Raw genomic sequence first — 15224 nt, forward strand, 5'->3', positions numbered from 1 at the left:
TAGATAGCCTTGTGTGCTTCGTGTAAGGCGATTTTTCTTTAACTCTGCTATGTCGATTGGACCAAAGATTTCTTCTGGTGTGCTGAAGCGATTCATTAAATAAGCAAAGAAAGTGTTAGAATCTGCTTTTTTAGAATCTAAATTTTTAAAATTATTCGTGCTTATATAGCCTTCATCATTACTTGGGCTTTTGTTTTGATTTTTAGTTTCCATATCAAAGGCTAATGCCACTCGCCTTGCAATAAGACTCTTTGCTGTGCCGGGCGGTCCATACAAAAAGGCTGATTTACCACTTAGAAATGAAAGCAATACAAGCTTTATAGCTTGGTCTTTTTCATACACACCTTGATTTAACTCTTTTATAATGGATTCTATACGATTTTTGTAGCTCGTTTTTGTTCCTTTAAGTTTATAAAATGAAATTTTAGCAAAGCTTTATTTGTCTTTCTAAATAATGAAAGCTAAATTTAATTCATATAAATAAACATATTTCATAAAAATATAAGGCTTAACCGTACTTAAAAGCTTGTGATTTTTACAACTTGTGATTATAAAAAAACTAACTATACACAAAGACTTGCAATATAAATGCTTACGAGATGGGCGGTAAGAATAAATGGTGCTTTTAGCGGATATATCCTTTGCGTTGTGTGTAAAAACTTGCGTTCATTATGACTAAAGCCACCTTCACAACCAATAATAATCCCATTTTTAGCGATATTTTGTCGCTCTTGTTGCGTGAGATCTTCAAAAGTTTGTTGTGCGTGGTTTTGGTTGTATTTATTAGAATCTAGATCCTTGTCATTTTGAGCCATAGGCGAAAAATCTCTTTTAGATTCTATATTGAAATTAGATGTTTTGTTGTTGTGTTTAAGATCAAAATGATAGTTGCTAGAATTTAGACTTCGTGTAGATTCTATATTAGATTTTTCGCTACGCTCAACATGACAATTTTCTACATTTTGCACCCTAAACCCCGCAGTCCGCCCAGATTCAAGGTTAGAATCAAAAGTTTCTACAGATTCTAAAAAATCAATCGCGATAGCATTTGGAAAAGCTTTGCAAACAGATTCTAAGTTGTTATGTATAGCAACCTCTAGTGGCTTCATGCGTCCGCATTGCATACATGAGTATTGCAGTATCCTTTGTGCCTTTTGCATATCAATTTTGCGATTTTTCTGTGAAAAGTCTGCGTAAAAAAGTTGAAGAGAAGCGACATTTAACGCATTTAAAGTAGGTAATATATCATAAATATCTTTTAAGTCAATCATTGCAAGCAAAATATGCGTATAGGCTTTTGGTTGCGTTACTTTAGAATGCAAGCCTATGAGTTTAAAAGCATTTTTCTTTTCATGCTTATAGCTATAAAGCTGCATATCATTAAGATTTGTGATAGGTAAGGTCTCACCCTGCTTAAAGCGGCGGACATGAAATAGATAATGAGAGTCTTTAGAATCTAGAGTAATAGATTCCAATCCAGAATCTTTATGATAAAAAAACTGCATACTACCCCTTATATGCTTTAATAAAACCTACAACACACACAAAAACAACAACAAAGATAAGATACATTATCTTACATGTTTGCCTGTATCTTTGCATACCTTCTTTGCTTGTCCTTGCTTTTTTCAAGGTTTTCATACGATAGATTTCACCGATGAGAAAAAGAAGTAGGGCAAAAATCATTACAATAATGCGTATATCAAGGATAAATCCCCGCATAGCAAGTAAAAAGCCACCTGTAATAATACCTACGCCAAGCAAGAAAATCGTAATAGGCATGACAAAATAAATCTTTCTATTCATATCTAAAAATGTCTTTGCTCGATATAAAATGAAGAGATACCACAAATAAGGGATAAAAAACAAACACGCAAAAATCTCGTGTAGGAATATCCCCTGCATATAGGCATCGCTTTCCATAAATGTATGGAGTGAATCTTGCATAATATCGCCTTTTTGTTAAAGAATCTAAACTCTTTCATCAAAGATATTGCCGACCATATCACGCATTTTCATCATAAGCTCAATGGCTTCTGGCGATGGAATCTCTCGTATAACTCGCCGTCCTGTCGCTTCACGCACGGTTACTACAAGTGCTTTAATCTCATCGTTGTAAGAAAAGTCAATATTTGTATTTGCTTTACTCATTTCTTCTTGCAGTTTACGCGATAACTCCGTCATTTGCTCTCGCAATTGGGAATCATCATAGGTGTTAGCCGCCTGTTTTTCTTCATACGCTTTTGCTGGAGTATTTGATCTTCCTTGCTCGAATCCTCCACTGCTTATAAAAGCCATAATTTGGTGTTGCAATGATGATAATGAACTTCCTTGTGTCTCCATCATAGCCTCCTTGAAACAAAATACTTACCTCTATTTCTATAGAAAATAGCGGTAATTATAGCAAACTATCGACAAACTACAACATTTTCTAAATAAAGATTCTAAAGATTTTCTACTGATTTTATAACATTATTTCCACAAAAACATTATTTTTGCATCGCATTATCGCATATTGCCATAACTTTGCTATAATCTATGATTTGTTAAAAACACAATGACACTAGACTTGTAAGATTCTATAAGGGTTAAAGATGACAAACTTTTCTAAAATTGGCTTTATCATGGCAACACTTGGAAGCTCCATAGGCTTGGGGCATATTTGGCGTTTTCCTACTATGGCTGGGCAAAATGGCGGTGCTGCTTTTATCCTCTTATTTCTCATTATCTCTGTGGCGGTTGGTGTGTCTATGCTGATTGCTGAAATGCTTGTTGGGAATCGCACACAGAAAAACGCACAAGATGCCTTTTATGAGCTTGATGAAAGCGATCATAAAAAGTGGCATTGGGTTGGATTTACTATTATTGGCGGTCCTATTATTCTTACCTTTTATTGCATTGTGCTTGGCTGGGTGGTGTATTATTTTGGTATGGTAAGCTTTCATTTACCTACAAATATAGATGATTCTAAAACATTATTTGGGAATCTTACTCAAAACTTTGAAGCACAAATTATGAGTTTTGCAATCGTTATGATTCTTACCGCATATTTTGTCGCAAAGGGTGTAAAAAGCGGGATTGAAAAGCTGAATTTCACGCTTATGCCTTTATTATTTGTGATTTTCTTTGGATTGCTTATCTATGCTATGACACTAGATTCATTTGGTGAGAGTGTAGCCTTTATGTTTGCCCCTGATTTTAGCAAAATCACGCCAAAGGTCTTAATAGAAGCTATGGGGCAGGTCTTTTTCTCACTCTCTCTAGGTATTGGTATTATCGTTACTTACGCAGCTTTCACAGAGAAAAAGCAGAATCTTTTTAGTGCGGCTATGTGGGTGCTTATCCCCGGGATTATTATCTCCATTGTTGCAGGGCTTATGATATTTACTTTTGTGTTTGAGTATGGGACCAAAGATGATGTTGGTGCGGGGGCTGGACTCGTGTTTATCACACTGCCTGTTTTATTTGGGAAGATGGGATCAGTAGGTAGCGTGATTTGTGTGTTATTTATGATTGGATTAGGCTTTGCGGGGCTTTCAAGCACGATTTCATTGCTTGAACCAGCAGTAAAATGGCTAGAGGATAAAACGGGGAAAAATAGAGTTGTGCTATCGTGGGTTGTTAGCCTTGTAGTGTTTTTAATAGGCTCTGTGCTTATTCTCTCGCTTAATGAAGGGCATAAGGAATTGACTATTGCTGGAAAAAGCTTATTTGATTGGATGGATTGGCTTAGTGCTAATATTATCATGACACTTGGTGGGCTTTTAGCGACAATCTTTGTGGGCTATGCGATTAAAACAGAGCATTTAAGAGAATGGACAAGCCATTACTTTACACCTTTTATGTTTTACTTTTGGCTTTTTGCGATTAGAGTTTTAGCACCACTCATGGTAAGTGCTATTTTTATTTATAATATTTATCATTTACTGAATCCAAAATCAGCTGAACCTATGCCAGAACAACAGCAAATAGAACAAAGCATAGATTCTGAAGCTAAAGAGTAGCTAGATTCTATAATTTAGAATCTTTAATGCTTTAGAGTTAGCTACTTGGTTTTAGGGTGCAATTTTAGAATCTATACTTTTATAGGTGGTGCAGGGTTTAGGGTGCAAGTGAATGGAAATTAGATTCTTTTTGATTCTATATTGTCATGTTGAGCGGAGCGAAACATTTAGTATGGAAAATGCAAAGAAGATTCAAGCAAAGATATTTCGCCTTTTTCGTCATGTTCGCACGAGCGAAACTCTTGCCTACACTTGCAAATATGACAAGAATCTAGATTCGTAAGGAAAATACAATTTATACGACACACTATATCATGGGGATAAAATGGCGTGGTTAAAAGAATGGCTTTTTACAATTATTTTGTGTATCTGGGCGTTATGCGTTAGTATCACTAGTTATATTCTTATAAAAGAGAATACAACTTCAATTGATTTTAACACACTAGTTAAGACATTACAACAAGAAGAAGTCGAGCAAATACTAGTCAGTGAGAAACACACATATTTCTATATGGCAGATGAAAAGATTTATAAGATTCTAACAACAAAGTTATATGGCTGCTTAAATGCAAAAATTGTTTTTAAAACAGATAAAGACAAGATGACAAATATTAAAAAAACTTGCGGTCTTTATCTCTCTTTTATCGATAATGGACTACCTGTGATTGCCCCCAAAACTTCGCTTATAATGAAGATATGTTATGCAATAGTTGTATTTTTAATAGGCTGGGCTATACTCTATATACTCTATGAAGAGATTGAGCCAAAAATATGGCGTAAAGATTCTACAAATACAGATACAAACTCATATAGCAATGATGATGTAACTGAAATGTCGCTAACACTAGAGCCTATGAAAAGCTCGGTAAGATTCCGCGATGTCGCTGGGATTAAAGAAGCAAAAGATGATTTATTAGAAATCATTGATTATTTAAAGAATCCAAAAAAATATCAAGATTTAGGGATATATTTGCCAAAAGGGGTATTACTTGTAGGACCGCCCGGTGTGGGTAAAACTATGATCGCAAAGGCTATTGCAGGGGAGAGTGGTGTGCCTTTTTTCTATCATAGCGGCTCATCTTTTGTGCAAGTGTATGTAGGAGTTGGCGCACAGAGAGTAAGAGAGCTATTTGCTAGGGCTAGGGCTTGTGCGCCTGCCATAATTTTTATTGATGAGATAGATGCCATCGGTAAAGCAAGGGGTGTGGATAATCATCAAGAATGGGAAAGCACACTAAATGAGCTATTAATCGAGCTTGATGGCTTTAGCGATCAAAGCGGTGTTATTGTCATCGGTGCGACTAATCAAGTTGATGTTATGGATCGCGCGCTTTTGCGTAGTGGGCGATTTGATAGACGCATTTATGTTGATTTGCCAGATTTAGATGAACGCACAGAGATTCTAAAAGTGCATTTACGCAATCGTGCTTATACGCTTGATTTGCATGAAGTAGCAAAACTTTGCGTGGGCTTTAGCGGGGCAAATATTGCATCACTTGTAAATGAAGCTGCTATTAATGCCCTGCGTCATAATCGCAATGCAATCACCATGCAAGACATAACAGACACAAGTCATAAAGTCCTATTTGGGAAAAGGCGGCAAAACGCCCTAAGCAAACAAGAAAAGCAAATGCTTGCTATCTATAATGCCGCAAAAGGTTTATCGCAATATTGGCTTTTACCAGATTTTCAAAAAATCATGCTGATTGATACCGCAATAGAATCTCAACCGCAAAACAATAACTATGATTACTATACAAGGGATAATCTCATCGCAGAAATTAAAATCGCTTTGAGTGGTAATCTAGCCCTTGAAGTCCATAATATAGGCATTGCCACAATCGCACAACATGATATTGAGAGGGCAAAACTCATTGCAAAAAAAATGTGTGGAGATTATGGCATGGGTGAAAGATTGCTTACTGACTATGAAGATATTTTAGAGATTCTAGAATCTACAAAGCAAGAACATAAAGAATTTATCATTGCAAATAAACATTATATCGAACGCATTGCTACCACACTCATAGAACACGAAAAAATCACAAAAGAAGATATACAGAAGATTCTAGATTCTTAGATATTTTTAGCCTTTCGCTTATCTCACACTCATCCGAGTTGCTGCTAGAAAGTAGTATCCATCACACATATTAAGATTTAGAAACATGCCTAGCAAAATAGAATCTAAAAAAGATTTACAAGCTAAATATTTGCATATTGAATCAAATAAGAATGCGAAAGAAATACATTCCATTCATAATATTGCATATATAATTCAAATCATAATTTTATAAATCTTGCAAATATAGTGTGCTTTGTAAGATTGAATGCAAAATAAGGGGATATATGCCGCTAAAATTTCACATTTTTTCACTACAAGGCAAAGAATATAGTGGAGCAGAACTCATGCAATATAAAGGTAAAACAATCTTTTGCAATGAGAACAAAGAAGCAAAAATCCCACCAAAGATTCCATTAAAAGAGGTTATAAAATACTATTATCGCTATCCAAAGAATGCAAAACCAAAGCATAAGATTCCCTTCATAGATTCTAATTTCAAGATAAGAAAAGAAACACCACATATCGCATGGCTTGGACACTCTTCGCTATTTTTTACACATAATAATATAGCGATTTTAGTCGATCCGCTCTTTAGCATGTATGCCTCACCATTTGCATGTATCAATCGTGCGTTTTCACAGACTAAATGCTACAAAAATGATGACTTTCCACATGCACTGCTTGTCATCATCACGCATTCACATTTTGATCATTTGGATAAATCAAGCATTCTCTCGCTTGACACACAAACAATGTATTTTATTTGCCCCTTAAAGGTCGGCATATATTTGCGTAAATGGGGCATTAAAGAAAATAAAATCATTGAGCTTGATTGGTGGCAGGGCGTAAGCTTTGAGAATGTTTTAGATTCTAGTCCTAATGGGTGGGTGCAGGGCGTAGGGGTGCGAAATTTATGGATTTTACAATCTAAAAATTTTAAAAATGTGAAAAATGATGCAATAACTACAGAATCTAGCAGCAAGGATTCTAAAAATAAACATGCCCCTACGCAGAAAAAGTGTGAGATTTTAAAAATCACTGCCACACCCGCACAGCATAATTCAGCACGGCTTGGCGATTTCAACAAAACCTTATGGGCTAGTTTTGTATTAGAGTTTTCACCAAACACGCCGCAGTATAAAAAGGTGTTTTTAAGTGGCGATGGTGGCTACTACACACATTTTAAACGCATTGGAGATATGTTTCAGGGTTTTGATTTGGCATGTTTGGAGAGTGGGCAGTTTAATCATGCGTGGCGATATTCACACTCTTTTCCATTTGAGATTCTGCAAGAGGCAAAGGACTTGCAAGCAAGCATGGTTTTGCCGATACATTGGGCTAGATTTGTTGCTGGTAGTCATGAATGGAACGAAGTAATAAGATTTCTTTATGAGAATCTACATACACTAAATATCCCTTGTGTTGCACCAAAGATAGGGGAACTCTATGCTATTGGCACGACTTATGATAACCAAATGTGGTGGGAGTGATAAGGATTTATTGTGTTTGCTAATAGCTTGATACCTAGCCTTGATTACTCCATGAGAGAAGCTGTTAGTGCTTATAAAAATGAAGTCAAATTTTATGCTATAATCTCACTCTTATTTTATTCTTTGGAGTTTATTTATGTTTAATTTGGCATCACTTAGTCGCATATTCTTTAACAGAATCTTTTTATATCTTGTGCTAACCAATACAGCTATATTTATGATAACCAACACTATAACTATGGGGGGGGGGGGGTAAAAAACCCAATTTTAAAAAACTCATTCTTCTAACTCTTCAGTGTCTTGTTATTAACTTTAGCATTTTCTACATTCCTTTTTATATTTGTAGCCTTATATATAAGAAATGCCTATCAGGCATTTCTATAATCTTTTTTGTGCTTACTTTCATTATAGGCATTGTTGATGTATTTCTTTTAGGGAATTTTCAAACCCCGCTAAATAAGATTATGTTTCAAGTATTTTTAAGCACAAATCCAAATGAAGCAAGTGAGTTTTTACAATCATATTTGAGTAAAAATATCATTATATCCCTTGTGATTTTTACTCTATGGAGTATGTTATTTATCGTTAAGATTCCAAAAAGTTTTCTCATTAAACTTGGTTTTAAATCCGCACAATCTCACAACGACACAGAATCTATCAAAGACGATAGGGTAGAAAAAATATCTTGCTACTTATTTATTATTTCTCTCACTCTGTTTGCATTTTTGTATGGTAGATATTGGTATGGTGAGAAATATCCACAAAAGCAGTTTTTTACTGATAGGAATTCACTTTTTAGGCTAGAGCAAGTGTTTTACTATGGCATAAAAGAGCAAAATGCATTTTTAAAACAATACAAAGAATTAAGTCATGAGTTAAATGAGTTTAAAACAGAAAAGCCAAACTATATGATAAGAAATGAAAGCAGTGTGCCAAAAGTGGTTTTAATCATTGGCGAATCTACACAGAGAAACTACATGGGAATCTATGGTTATCCCCTGCAAACTACACCGCTTTTGCAAGAGTTACAAAAAAGCGGGAATCTCGTAGTATTTAGCGATGTGATAGCCCCACACGCACACACAAATGAAGCTTTACAAAAAGTTCTCACTTTCAGTAATTATGAAAATGGGCAAACCCCATGGTTTAAGCAGCAAAATCTCATCAATATTATGCGATTTGCTGGATATAAAAGCATTTGGCTAAGTAATCAAGAGGCATTTTCTGTGTGGGGCAATGCGCCGGAGGCAATATCTAGACATGCCGACATTACAAGATTCTCGCGTATTGTAGAAAGCTTTGATTCTGGAGCAGATTATGATAGCGTATTGTTGCCTATGCTTGATAAAGCCTTAAGTGAGTATAATAATGCTGATAAAAGCTTTTATATCTTGCATCTTATGGGGACTCATGGCGGATATGCCCAAAGATTCCCTAAAAACTTTGCTAAATTTAGTGAAAAAGATTTGATTGATAAGAATCTTAATACTTTTTCATTTGCAGATTCAGCTATACCTTTAAATTCAGGGCAGATGAATACAAAGATCGCATACATTAATGCTATTTATTACAACGATTATGTGGTAAGCAATATTATGCAAAGATTTAGTGATGAAGATTGTATTGTAATCTATCTAAGCGATCATGGTGATGAGATGTATGACTTTAGGGATCTTGCTGGACATGCAGAGACCATAGGTTCTCGCTTTATGATAGAAGTCCCTTTTATGATTTATATGAGTGATACTTTTAAACAAAAGCATAAAGACATAGCACAAAAGATACAAAACGCACAGAATCTGCCCTTTATGACTGATGATTTTATCCATGCCTTTCTTGATCTCTTAGATATTGAAACCAAAGATAGCATAACACAAAGAAGCCTTTTTCATAAGGACTATAATGCCAAAAGACAAAGAATGTTTTCTGGTAAAGATTATGACAGAGAGCTAAAAACACAAAAACTTAGTGCTAAGGTGCCAGAAAAGCTATGGCTACATAGAGTTGATGAGATAGCAAAACTAAAAGATTTCTGGGGAAAATATGCTGGCTATGAAATTGATGTGCATTTTTTAACAAACAATCCTAAAAAACCAACACCATATTTTGATGTAGGGCATGATGGGTTAGAACATAGCATAGGGCTTGATTTAGCAGAGATGTTTTCAGCTGCAAAGACATTATGGATAGATAGTCTTAAAAACCCCAATGATACCGACCAAGTTTTTACGACAAAGTTTTGGATTGACTTTAAGAATCTAGATGATTCTAATAAATTATTATCTTTAAGGGAATTAGAGAGACTATGTGAAACATATAAGATTCCAAAGGAAAATTTAGTGATTGAAAGCCCTAATTATGAAGCCTTGAAGGTTTTTAAAGATGAGGGATTTTTCACAAGTTATTATTTTCCATATTATGATATGAAAAAATTAGAGAAAGATAGAGAAAAACTACATAATGAATTAAAAGAAATTATTGCAACAAATAATATTAATGCGGTGAGTTTTGCCTATGAATACTATGACTTTATAAAATCACTCAATTTAAAATATGATATTAACGGGGGGGGGGGTAGATATGCCCTTACTCACTTGGAATATAGGCGGGAGCGACAAAAATTGGGTTAATAACATAGCAGTGGAGGCTTTCGGTGATACCCAAACAAAGATTATTCTTGTAAGCGAACAAGGCGATTATCGCTAATTTTGCGTATTTCGCATGGCTTATAGTAGCACCATAATATGTATTTTTCTGATTAAAAACTTACAGAATTCTAATATTGTCTTTATTTTACATAAAGCTAGAACAAGCAAATATTAGATGTCAGCTTGCGACCGAAGCCCATACAAATTGCAAAATTTTTCTCAAGTTTAATTGGCACCCTCCATTACACACTGGGCTTGCAAAATTATAGAAAGCTAAAATCTGCATTAATTTGAACTCATATAAGACTCTAGGATACAAACCTATAGAATCTAAGCAAGATTCTATAAACAATATAAAAGGCAGAATATAGCCATAGATAAGGGCAGATGAAGCATTCTAACAGACTAGCATTTTCGCCGCTAAATATGTAAAATAAGATGAATGAAAAAAGGGCTAAGATTCCAATCTCTTTATTGCTTATGTAAAGTAGCACAAGTAGCACAAAGCTAATTAGGGCTTGATTAAGCAGTGTTGCGTGATATATGTCAAATGCTTGTGTGCTGAATATGTTTGTATTAAGTGGATTAAATGCGTGTGTGTCAAAGTCTTGCAAATGAGATGATTGAATAGCCAATTCTTGCAAGTAAAAATCTATCATGCCAAGAGAGCCACCATATAAGATAGCACCATATATAAAAAGTATAAGGGCAGTGTAGATATTAAATCTTATATTAGAAGATTCTATGCAATGCTTGTTTTGATGTGGTGTAGAATCTTGCTTGCTATCGTTGTAAGTGCGGGGCGTTAATTGAGTGCTATTGTTGGAATCTTTAGTCGTTTTGTTTTGAATGTTTAAGGCTGGATTATTATTTTTATCAACTAAAGTTTTAGATGTTTCGCTTCGCTCAACATGACAAATATTAGATTCTAAATTCTTTCTATTTTGAGTGATAAACTCCGCATTTCGCTCATAATGATTAGATTCTAGATTCTCCACCAAATTTGGGTGGGCTACGGGGTTTAGGGCGTAATTTACAGAATCTAGACTTTTATCCAAATGGGCGGGTGTAGGGTGTAAGGGTGCAAAATTTATAGAATCTAGATTCTGTTTATTATCATTTTTGCAAGTGTGGGCAAGAGCTTCGCTCGTGCGAGCCTTTGAAAAAGGTGAAAAATCTTTTTTAGATTCCGTGTTTTTGGATTTTTCGCTTTTCCTTAAAATGACAGGTTTAGATTCTATGTTTCTAGATACTTCGGCTAACGCTTCAGTATGACAATTTATAGAATCTATATTCTCAACCACTTGGGTGGGTGCAGGGCGTCTTGTGCAATTTTGACTAGATTCTAGATTCTCCCCCAAATGGGCGGGGGCAGGGTTTAGGGTGCAATTCTTGGAATCTAGAATCTGGTTTTTATTATTTCGCACCCTAAAATCTACAAGTCTCAAACACGCCGCACAAATGAGTATCATAGCAAAAAAGCTTGGTGAATCAAAATATGAATATATATGCTTTACAATGCTAACATTCTCTATTATAGGTAAAAAGCATATAAGGCTTAAAAAGCTAAATACAATAAGGACTTTACGACTAAAAAAAGTCTTAGAATCTTTTAGACTCAATCTACACGCACCATTTGAGAGTAGCAATAAGACCCCAAGCACACAAATACTTGTAACGATCATTTGCCACCCCCTTGCATACTCTGTTGTATAGAATCTTTTTTAATAGATTCTATCTTTTCTAGTATTGCGTTAATATTTAGTGCGGTATGCTTGATTGTCTTTCGATTATAAGTATAGGTAATATGCAAGAGATTATTATCGAGTATTGCCGCAGGATAGCTTACCTCGCCGCCCTTTTTAGCTGTGTCAATGGTATCGATATAGGCAAATTGCCCCTTTATTTTATCTGCTAAATAATAAAGGCTAAGGCTTTGTCTATCACCCTTTTTTGTATCGTTCTGCCATATAGGATTATGTTTGCCATCATTTGTTATCAGCACGACTTCATCGCCAAGCTTTACAAGCAGTATCGAGCTATCATAGTTTTTCATATTGCTTGTTTCTATGTTATGCCAAGTTTTAGCGTAATTCTCACAAGTTTGATAGTAAGTGTTTGTATTGTAGCGGTTATTTGTGCGATAAAATGCGGCACACTCTTTCTCATTTAGGGCTATAATGCTAGGTTGTAGCTGTGCTTTTAGATGATTGATAGCCTTTGTGGTTAGCATATTGCCATTTTCATCAAAGAATGCAATAAGCGGGAATTTATGCCACATTTCATGCGAGAAAGCAAGGATAAAGCCACCATTTTCAAGCGGCAAGGCCGGTGTGCGGACAAGATGAGAGTAGTTACCAAAAGGGTTTAGGTGAAGTTCTCGCACATAATGGATTGTAGCTAAATCATCGCTAAAATAAAACTGATAGATTCTAGAAGTAGCCCATCCGCCAAGACTAACCCCAACAACAAACAAATGCACCCTATCTTTAGAATCTTTAAATACGATAGGATTGCCTAGCTTTTTTACATATCTCCCACTAAGGCTTGTAAGCCTCTCTGGTGTAAGTAGCACTAAAGGCTCACTCCATTTAGAATCTAATGTCTTTGTGTCTAAAAAGCTTTGATAGATTTTCACATCAAATGCCCCCTCTCTAGTCCCCGCATAAAAAAGCGTCATAAGCTTAGAATCTTTTGCTACTATCGCACTTGCATGTGCGCTTAACTCTTTGTTTGGCAATAGCGATTGTGTAGCAATAAAGGATAGATTCTTATCAGGTGTATTATGTGTAGCTTGTGTAATAAAGAAAGGGGAATATATATCATGCTTGATATTATTATGCTTTATAAAAGAGCATAGCATAATAATAGCAGCACAACAAAAAGCATAAAAATTTAGAATCTTTAGCACTTAAATCCTTTTATTTATTTCGTTTGGTATTTTAGCATTTTTGGGTGTTTATTTAACTATTTCATAAGTAATAAAGTATGGGGCTACTTGTTTTGATTTTTGCTAGATTCTGCTTAGATTCTATTTGCGGCTTGGCTTTGGGCTATATTAGAATCTAGGCTTTAGCATATTTAGTGTGGGATTATGGAGTTTTTGCGTGCGGTTTTTATAAGAGAGAAAAACATAATCGCAAACAATAACGTGTATATTCCACCGATTATTGACAATGGGTCAAGGAGCGGTCTTTTATCGGTAAAAATACTGATTGTTGGGATAATGTATTGAGGCAATGATATAAGCAAAAGCAAGACTAAAAAATAACTTAAAGAAATAATAATTTTCCTTATTTTACTACACAATGAAAAACAAAATAGGAGTATAAAAACTACTGCTAAGGCAAAATTTATGCCTAGCAACGATATGTAATTGCAATTTAGCAAATGTTTAATAATGGCATTATGGTGTGCTATCAGTGTGTAAGGAGATAATGATATATTTTGTAAGCATTTGTAAGCAATAGCAATTAAATCCAATGATAGTGGCTATATTTAAAAATGCAAAAATGCCAATTACGACAAGGAGAGAATGAAATGACTTTAATAAGTCTGTATGATGATTTGAAGTAATGCGATAAAAAAACAACTGCCATTTATCAATAAAATCTTTTGAAAATATTTTAGGATTTTTAGAATCTAGCTCTATTTCTTTGCAATAGAGTTCGTATTTGTGAAAGTTTGAAGCGTCTAGGAGATTATTATCTTTTATCAAAGCATTTTTAATAAGCCTAAAAGAATCTCTAAAGTCGTTAGCAAATTTATCTAAAGTTTTCTTGCTGTCCTGCTCTTTTTCTTGTTTGATTCTCTCTTTTAGATTCTCAAACTCAAAATCACATTTCACATTCACAAAGTTTAGATTCTCTTTGAAAATAGCTTGTGAAAAATTTGGGGGGTTATCAAAAGTTGCCCCATAGAAACAAGCAGTTTTTTCAAATTCACACTCGTGAAAATCAGCAAAATCATAAAAATGGGAATTGTTAAAATAGACATTATCTTTAAATATGGAATTTTTAAAAAATAATTGTTTAAATTCATTATTTTTAAAATAAACACTATCAAAGAAATTACAATTTTCAAAAAAGGCAGTCTCAAAACTACAACTTCCAAACATATTTGATTTTTCTGTGTTTCTGTCATCAATTTCTTTGCCAAAATGGACTTCTTTTTCAAAGGTAGAGTTTTCAAAAATTGCTCCTTTTAAAAACTTAACTCCAAATGCTTTAAATATTCCTTTAAATTCACATTGTCGGCAATCAATGCTTTCTTCCAATGTAGCATTGAAAAAATTTATTTCATTGCTAAATATACTAAATGCAAGATTCAAAATCTTTTTAAAAGTTACATTTGTGAAAATAAGTTTGTGTTTAAATTGTTTTTCATAACCATCTACACTTTCTAAAAACTTACATTTATGAAATTTCAAAGGATAATTTAATAAATTATCAAATTTTATATCTTTATCAAATTTGATAACTTCAAAGTTATTTTTGCTTACGCAATTTTCTATAACATAAACTTTCTCTCTATCATCATAACGAACATATTTCTTACTTATTTCTAAAATTTGAGCTATATTTTTGGCGGCTTGTTTTGTGTCATCGCTCATTATTTTCCCTTTATTATTTCTATCTCATCTTTTGTGAGATTGTAGAGTGTATAGACTAAAGAGTCAAGTTTAGATTCTAACTTGCTTGTGTCAAGGGCAGAATCTGCTTTGTCATTTTGAGCCTTTGAAAAAGGCGAAAAATCTTTTTTAGATTCTGTATTTTTAGATACTTCGGCTAACGCCTCAGTATGACAAGCTTTAATTTCTAGGATTTTATCTACACATTTTATAATCTCATCACACAAGGGGTTTATTGCTAGATTCTAGCCTTTCATAACTTACTATTTTTTAAACAATTTGCTATGACTCCCCACACGCAAGGCATTAAGCTGCAAAATATCATCGCATAGCTCATAAATGAGTAATAAGTCTGGTTTAATGTGGCATTCTCTAAAGCCCTGCAAGTTT

The 15224-nt window shown here is 34.3% G+C and carries 12 protein-coding genes and 2 pseudogenes; 5 read left to right on the forward strand and 9 right to left on the reverse strand.

Annotation, left to right across the window (positions count from 1 at the left end):
• The 4 genes and pseudogenes from T368_RS0109075 to T368_RS0109090 form a co-directional block, all read right to left on the reverse strand.
• Positions 1–423, reverse strand: a pseudogene (locus tag T368_RS0109075) (AAA family ATPase); the annotation flags it as partial.
• 140 nt (positions 424–563) lie between these two features.
• Positions 564–1505, reverse strand: a complete 942-nt coding sequence (locus tag T368_RS16790) for an RsmE family RNA methyltransferase (RefSeq protein WP_004085908.1) — start codon at positions 1503–1505, stop codon at positions 564–566.
• Position 1506: 1 nt separating this feature from the next.
• Positions 1507–1947 carry a hypothetical protein gene (locus tag T368_RS0109085; RefSeq protein WP_004085906.1) on the reverse strand — a complete coding sequence of 147 codons (441 nt, stop codon included), beginning with the start codon at positions 1945–1947 and terminating at the stop codon, positions 1507–1509.
• A 24-nt stretch (positions 1948–1971) separates the two neighbouring features.
• Positions 1972–2298, reverse strand: coding sequence for a flagellar protein FlaG (locus T368_RS0109090; RefSeq protein ID WP_372446149.1), 327 nt, complete (start codon positions 2296–2298; stop codon positions 1972–1974).
• Positions 2299–2594: 296 nt separating this feature from the next.
• Between T368_RS0109090 and T368_RS0109095 the strand changes: the two genes are divergently transcribed.
• The 5 genes from T368_RS0109095 to T368_RS14640 all read left to right on the forward strand — a co-directional run bounded on the left by T368_RS0109095 (position 2595) and on the right by T368_RS14640 (position 10186).
• Positions 2595–4004, forward strand: coding sequence for a sodium-dependent transporter (locus tag T368_RS0109095; RefSeq protein ID WP_004085900.1), 1410 nt, complete (start codon positions 2595–2597; stop codon positions 4002–4004).
• A 112-nt stretch (positions 4005–4116) separates the two neighbouring features.
• Positions 4117–4287, forward strand: a complete 171-nt coding sequence (locus T368_RS15600) for a hypothetical protein (RefSeq protein WP_155116630.1) — start codon at positions 4117–4119, stop codon at positions 4285–4287.
• A 42-nt stretch (positions 4288–4329) separates the two neighbouring features.
• Positions 4330–6084, forward strand: coding sequence for an AAA family ATPase (locus T368_RS0109100; protein WP_004085898.1), 1755 nt, complete (start codon positions 4330–4332; stop codon positions 6082–6084).
• Between the two features lie 266 nt (positions 6085–6350).
• The gene (locus tag T368_RS0109105) at positions 6351–7556 is read left to right on the forward strand and encodes an MBL fold metallo-hydrolase (protein WP_004085896.1); all 1206 of its coding nucleotides are present in this window, start codon (positions 6351–6353) and stop codon (positions 7554–7556) included.
• A 392-nt stretch (positions 7557–7948) separates the two neighbouring features.
• Positions 7949–10186, forward strand: coding sequence for a phosphoethanolamine transferase (locus tag T368_RS14640; RefSeq protein WP_051591329.1), 2238 nt, complete (start codon positions 7949–7951; stop codon positions 10184–10186).
• Positions 10187–10512: 326 nt separating this feature from the next.
• Here the strand turns inward: T368_RS14640 and T368_RS0109120 are convergent, their stop codons facing one another.
• The 5 genes and pseudogenes from T368_RS0109120 to T368_RS13790 form a co-directional block, all read right to left on the reverse strand.
• The gene (locus T368_RS0109120; protein WP_004085893.1) at positions 10513–11889 is read right to left on the reverse strand and encodes a hypothetical protein; all 1377 of its coding nucleotides are present in this window, start codon (positions 11887–11889) and stop codon (positions 10513–10515) included.
• Positions 11886–13115 (reverse strand): exo-alpha-sialidase, encoded by a 1230-nt coding sequence (locus tag T368_RS0109125; protein WP_004085891.1) that lies wholly within the window; start codon positions 13113–13115, stop codon positions 11886–11888. Before T368_RS0109125 ends, T368_RS0109120 begins: the two co-directional genes overlap by 4 nt.
• Positions 13116–13709: 594 nt before the next feature.
• Positions 13710–14816 (reverse strand): annotated as a pseudogene (locus tag T368_RS14645) (pentapeptide repeat-containing protein); the annotation flags it as partial.
• Complete coding sequence (locus tag T368_RS13785; RefSeq protein WP_004085888.1) at positions 14816–15061, reverse strand: hypothetical protein; 246 nt, start codon at positions 15059–15061, stop codon at positions 14816–14818. The pseudogene T368_RS14645 and the gene T368_RS13785, both read right to left, overlap by 1 nt.
• A 36-nt stretch (positions 15062–15097) precedes the next feature.
• Positions 15098–15224, reverse strand: a 127-nt coding sequence (locus tag T368_RS13790) for a type II toxin-antitoxin system mRNA interferase toxin, RelE/StbE family (protein WP_034595209.1), incomplete at its 5' end; no start/stop codon positions are given.

The sequence above is a fragment of the Helicobacter bilis ATCC 51630 genome (assembly GCF_000686565.1).
In the GTDB taxonomy this organism is placed as follows: domain Bacteria; phylum Campylobacterota; class Campylobacteria; order Campylobacterales; family Helicobacteraceae; genus Helicobacter_A; species Helicobacter_A bilis.